The organism is Ruegeria sp. AK4, from assembly GCF_056541025.1.
This window is the reverse complement of record NZ_JBQFXS010000052.1, coordinates 1-5,102: the sequence shown is the minus strand read 5'-3', so window position 1 is coordinate 5,102 and position 5,102 is coordinate 1. Positions and strand designations below refer to the sequence as shown.

3 protein-coding genes are annotated in these 5,102 nt (G+C 57.1%); all 3 read left to right on the top strand.

Annotated features, from left to right (window positions below; all coding sequences use genetic code 11):
- The first annotated feature begins 447 nt into the window (after positions 1 to 447).
- Genes ACR0EZ_RS25660 through pta form a run of 3 tightly spaced genes read left to right on the top strand, consistent with a single transcriptional unit; the run spans position 448 to position 4,914 of the window.
- Positions 448 to 2,064 (top strand): GMC family oxidoreductase, encoded by a 1,617-nt coding sequence (locus ACR0EZ_RS25660; protein ID WP_480617651.1) that lies wholly within the window; start codon positions 448 to 450, stop codon positions 2,062 to 2,064.
- 38 nt (positions 2,065 to 2,102) lie between these two features.
- Positions 2,103 to 3,878, top strand: a complete 1,776-nt coding sequence (gene xsc, locus ACR0EZ_RS25655) for a sulfoacetaldehyde acetyltransferase (protein ID WP_480617650.1) — start codon at positions 2,103 to 2,105, stop codon at positions 3,876 to 3,878.
- Between the two features lie 25 nt (positions 3,879 to 3,903).
- Positions 3,904 to 4,914, top strand: coding sequence for a phosphate acetyltransferase (gene pta, locus ACR0EZ_RS25650; RefSeq protein ID WP_480617649.1), 1,011 nt, complete (start codon positions 3,904 to 3,906; stop codon positions 4,912 to 4,914).
- Positions 4,915 to 5,102 lie beyond the last annotated feature (188 nt).

Sequence of the window (5,102 nt, the reverse complement as noted above, 5' to 3'; positions counted from 1 at the left end):
AAATACCACTTAGTTTCTTGCCGATCTCCATTGCTTACCTCCCTGATCGCAATTATTGAGACGTTTTGTATCAAAAAACGCTAGTATATTTGTTGTAACTTGTATAGACCTTTTTTCAACGACCTTGGGAGGAGACAATCATGGAAGTGGCTTTTACCGTTGACCAACATCGAGCATTTGGTCAGTTGAACACTTGCCAACGCATTCCAGACCCCCAATCGACTCATGAGGACCTGGTTGATTGGCAATATCCTTCGGAGACGTACTCAGACCCAAGGTTTTGCTCTAAATGCAAACCGATGGGCCATGCATCGACCGATGTTTCACAACTGGTCACGGCGCCTCCCCCATCGAATTCAATTCATGGACCTCAAGCCATCTCAGCGAGGGTTGGGACACAATTGAATCTGTCACATAGGGCGTAATCCAGACTTATTTGGTGTAGAAATGACATTCGACTACATAATAGTTGGGGCAGGCTCTGCGGGGTGTGTCATCGCCAATCGGTTGTCCGCAGACCCGAAAATCAGGGTTCTTTTACTGGAAGCTGGCGGCAAGGATATCAACCCGTGGATTCACATCCCGGTCGGGTATTTCAAAACCTTGCACAACCCCAATACCGACTGGTGCTACAAGGCCGAACCCGATCCCGGCTTGAACGGCCGCGCAATCGATTGGCCACGCGGCAAAACACTCGGCGGATCCTCGTCGATCAACGGGCTGCTTTACGTCCGCGGTCAGAAGGAAGACTATGACCGCTGGGCGCAACTGGGCAATACCGGCTGGTCCTGGGATGACGTGCTGCCGCTGTTCAAGCGGTCCGAATGTCACGAAGACGCGGACCCGGAAATTCATGGGAAAGATGGGGAGCTGGCCGTCTCGCTGATCCGGGCCAAATCCCCCATCTCAGAAGCGTTCATCGAGGCCGCCGTTGAAATGGGCGTGCCCCGGACCGATGACTACAATGGTGAGCAACAGGAAGGCGCAGGCTATTTTCACCAGACCGCGCGCAAAGGGTTTCGCTGTTCTTCGGCCAAGGCGTTCCTGACCCCGATCAAGGGCAAGCGCCAGAACCTTGAAATCATCACCCATGCCCACACGACAGGTCTTGTCTTCGCATCGGACGCCCCCAACCAGGTCACCGGCGTAGCCTATGATCGCAAGGGCCACGCACAGAAGGCGATCCTAAAACCGGGTGGCGAAGTGATCCTGTCCACCGGAGCCATCGGGTCCCCACAACTGCTTGAAGTGTCGGGCATCGGCAATCCGGATGTCCTGCGCGCGGCTGGGGTCGAAGTACGTCACGCACTTCCCGGTGTGGGCGAACATCTGCAGGATCACCTGCAGATCCGGCTGGTCTACGAAGTTAATGTGCCCACCCTGAACGACGCAATCAATAACATCTTCCACCGCGCCGGGATTGGTATCGAATACGCCCTGCGTCGAACTGGACCTATGAGCCTTGGCGCTTCTCAGGTGGCGATTTTTGCAAAGTCGATGAAGGGTCTGGAAACCCCCGACATCCAGTTCCATTTCCAGCCGCTGTCAGCTGACAAACCGGGGATCGAGATGCACCCGTTCTCGGGCTTCACCTCTTCCGTCTGTCAATTGCGGCCGGAAAGCAGGGGGCATATCCACATCAGCTCACCTGATGCGCATGTCTATCCCAAGATCGTTCCAAACTATCTGTCGACCACCGGCGATCAGCTTTGCGCAATCCGCGCGGTCAAGTTTGCCCGTGCCATGACAAAGACCGACGCACTCTCACCCTTCGTTGTGCGAGAGCACGTGCCCAAAGGCGAGGTCATAACCGATGAGGACCATCTTGAGGCTGCGCGAAACATGGCACAGACGATCTATCACCCGACATCAACCTGCAAGATGGGTGTCGATGATCGGGCAGTGGTCGATCCACGCCTGCGCGTGCGCGGCATACGTGGCCTACGGGTCGCGGATGCGTCGATTATGCCAGACATTGTCAGCGGCAACACCAATGCCCCGACCATCATGATCGGCGAAAAATGTAGCGACCTGATCCTCGAGGATCGTCGCGGAACTGTTTAACCCAATTCCCCATTTTCCCCTGTTGAGGAGACAGACCAATGAAAATGACAACTGAAGAGGCCTTTGTCAAAACGCTGCAAATGCACGGTATCAAGCATGCGTTTGGGATCATCGGTTCGGCCATGATGCCGATTTCGGATATTTTTCCTGCGGCCGGCATTACATTCTGGGACTGCGCGCATGAGTGTACCGGCGGCATGATCGCGGACGGTTATACGCGTGCAACGGGCGAGATGTCGATCATGATTGCGCAGAATGGCCCCGGCATCACCAACTTTGTCACTGCCGTGAAAACGGCCTACTGGAACCACACTCCGCTGCTCTTGATCACACCACAGGCTGCGAACAAGACCATCGGTCAGGGCGGATTTCAGGAGATGGAGCAGATGCGCATGTTCGCGGACTGCGTTGCCTATCAGGAAGAATTGCGTGACCCAGCCCGTGTGGCCGAGGTTCTGAACCGCGTGATCATGCAAGCCAAGCGCGCATCCGCCCCCGCGCAGATGAACATCCCGCGGGACATGTGGACCCAGGTTGTCGACATCGAACTGCCCAAGATCGTCAACTTCGAACGTCCATCGGGCGGCACCCAAGCCGTCGAAGATGCAGCCGCGCTGCTATCGAAAGCCGAACGTCCGGTGATCCTGAATGGTGCCGGAGTGGTATTGTCCAAGGGCGGCATCGCCGCGTCTCAGGCTCTGGCCGAGCGTCTGGACGCCCCGGTTTGCGTTGGCTATCAGCACAATGACGCCTTCCCGGGCAACCACCCGCTGTTTGCCGGCCCTCTGGGCTATAACGGCTCGAAAGCAGGGATGGAGCTGATCAGCCAGGCCGACGTTGTCCTGTGTCTGGGCACCCGTTTGAACCCATTCTCGACCTTGCCGGGCTATGGCATCGACTACTGGCCGACGGATGCGAAAATCATCCAAGTTGACATCAACCCTGATCGCATTGGCCTGACCAAGGACGTCTCAGTTGGAATCGTGGGTGACGCGGCGTTGGTGGCGAACGGCATTCTGGGCCAACTGGCGGATGACGCTGGTGATGCGGGCCGGGATGCGCGGAAGGCAAAGATCGCCCAAACCAAATCCGCTTGGGCGCAGGAATTGAGCTCTCTGACACACGAAAATGACGACCCGGGGACCACCTGGAATGAGCGTGCCCGTGCGGCCAAGCCGGACTGGATGAGCCCGCGCATGGCATGGCGTGCGATCCAGCAGGCACTGCCGCGCGAAGCAATCATCTCGTCCGATATTGGCAACAACTGTGCCATCGGCAATGCCTACCCATCTTTCGACGAAGGTCGCAAATACCTAGCCCCCGGCCTGTTCGGCCCCTGTGGCTATGGCCTGCCCGCCATCATCGGCGCCAAGATCGGTTGCCCGGATGTGCCGGTTGTGGGTTTTGCCGGTGACGGCGCATTTGGCATCTCGGTCAACGAACTGACCGCCATTGGTCGCGAGGAATGGCCTGCGATCACCCAGATCGTATTCCGCAATTACCAGTGGGGTGCGGAAAAGCGCAACTCGACCCTGTGGTTCGATGACAACTTCGTTGGCACTGAGCTGGATCAGGGTGTGTCTTATGCGGCGATTGCCAATGCTTGTGGTCTCAAGGGTGTGGTTGCACGCACTCAGGAAGAACTGACCGCGGCACTGAACCAGGCGATCATTGACCAGAAGAACGGCATCACCACCCTGATCGAGGCGCTGATCAACCAGGAGCTGGGCGATCCGTTCCGCCGTGACGCGATGAAGAAGCCTGTCCGCGTGGCAGGCGTCGACGCCGCGGATATGGCTGACAGCCAAGTTTAAGTGACATGACAGGGATCCGGGACGCATGACAAAGACACCGATAGAACTGTTGCGTAAAAGCGCCCCGGCAACCCGCCCTGTTATCGCTCTGAGCGAAGGCAGCGACCCTCGCATTGTGAAGGGGGCGCTCGCCGCCCATGCCGCAGGATTGGCAGATATCATTCTGATCGGCCCACAGGCTGAGGTAGAAGCCGAGTTAAAGTCAGGTTGGGCCGAATTAGGCGAAGGGGTATCCATCCATGACCCTTTAACATCTGAATTGACGGCAGAGTTTGCCCGCGAATACCACGCGCTTCGTAAGCACAAAGGTGTAGATGAAGCCGCTGCGCGCAAGGCAGTTGAGACACCTTTGGTTTACGCGGCGATGTTGGTTCGAAGCGGTCGGGCCATAGGCACAGTCGGTGGGGCTGTTCATACCACTGGCGACGTAGTGCGAACCGCAATTCAGGTCATCGGAATGGCTCCGGATGCTGGCATGGTCTCAAGTTTTTTCCTGATGTATCCACCTGACGGCGCCTCCGATGGTGCCCGCGCGATGCTGTATTCGGATTGTGGCCTAGTTATCGACCCTTCAGCCGAAGAGTTGGCGAAGATCGCAGCCGCCTCGGCTGAATCCGCCCGCGCGCTATTGCAAGAAGAACCTAAGGTCGCAATGTTGAGCTTTTCGACCAAAGGCAGTGCGAAACATCCCAAGGTTGATAAAGTAATCAACGCCACCAATCTCCTGCGCGCTGCACATCCTGAGCTGCAGGTAGACGGTGAGTTGCAGTTTGACGCTGCCTTTGTGCCTTCGGTCGGTGAGCGAAAGTCACCTGGATCGTCCGTCGCAGGCCTCGCAAACGTTAAGATATTCCCCAATCTGGACGCAGGAAATATTGGCTACAAGATGACCCAACGATTGGGAGGATATCTTGCGATTGGTCCCGTTTTGCAAGGCCTGGCCAAGCCCGCCAACGATCTCTCGCGCGGCTGCAGCGCCGATGATGTGACACAGATCATCGCCGTTACCGTCCTTCAAGCGCGAGGAGCGCAATAATCGACGCCTGCGGCTAAGGCCGCGGTTTCTTCCATCTGGGCGGATCTGCCAGAACCGCGCCTGGATCAACCGACAGGACCCGCCTATGACCCATCAACAGCCAGTTATCGACACATCGCCAAAGGTCTCGGACGAGGTTCGCAAGACCACCTGCTACATGTGCGCCTGTCGGTGCGGCATCAACGTTC

What these genes read in the sequence shown, in the direction of transcription:
- pta (WP_480617649.1), top strand. Translation starts at nt 3,904, where the DNA reads ATGACAAAGACACCGATAGAACTGTTGCGTAAAAGCGCCCCGGCAACC.
- xsc (WP_480617650.1), top strand. Translation starts at nt 2,103, where the DNA reads ATGAAAATGACAACTGAAGAGGCCTTTGTCAAAACGCTGCAAATGCAC.
- ACR0EZ_RS25660 (WP_480617651.1), top strand. Translation starts at nt 448, where the DNA reads ATGACATTCGACTACATAATAGTTGGGGCAGGCTCTGCGGGGTGTGTC.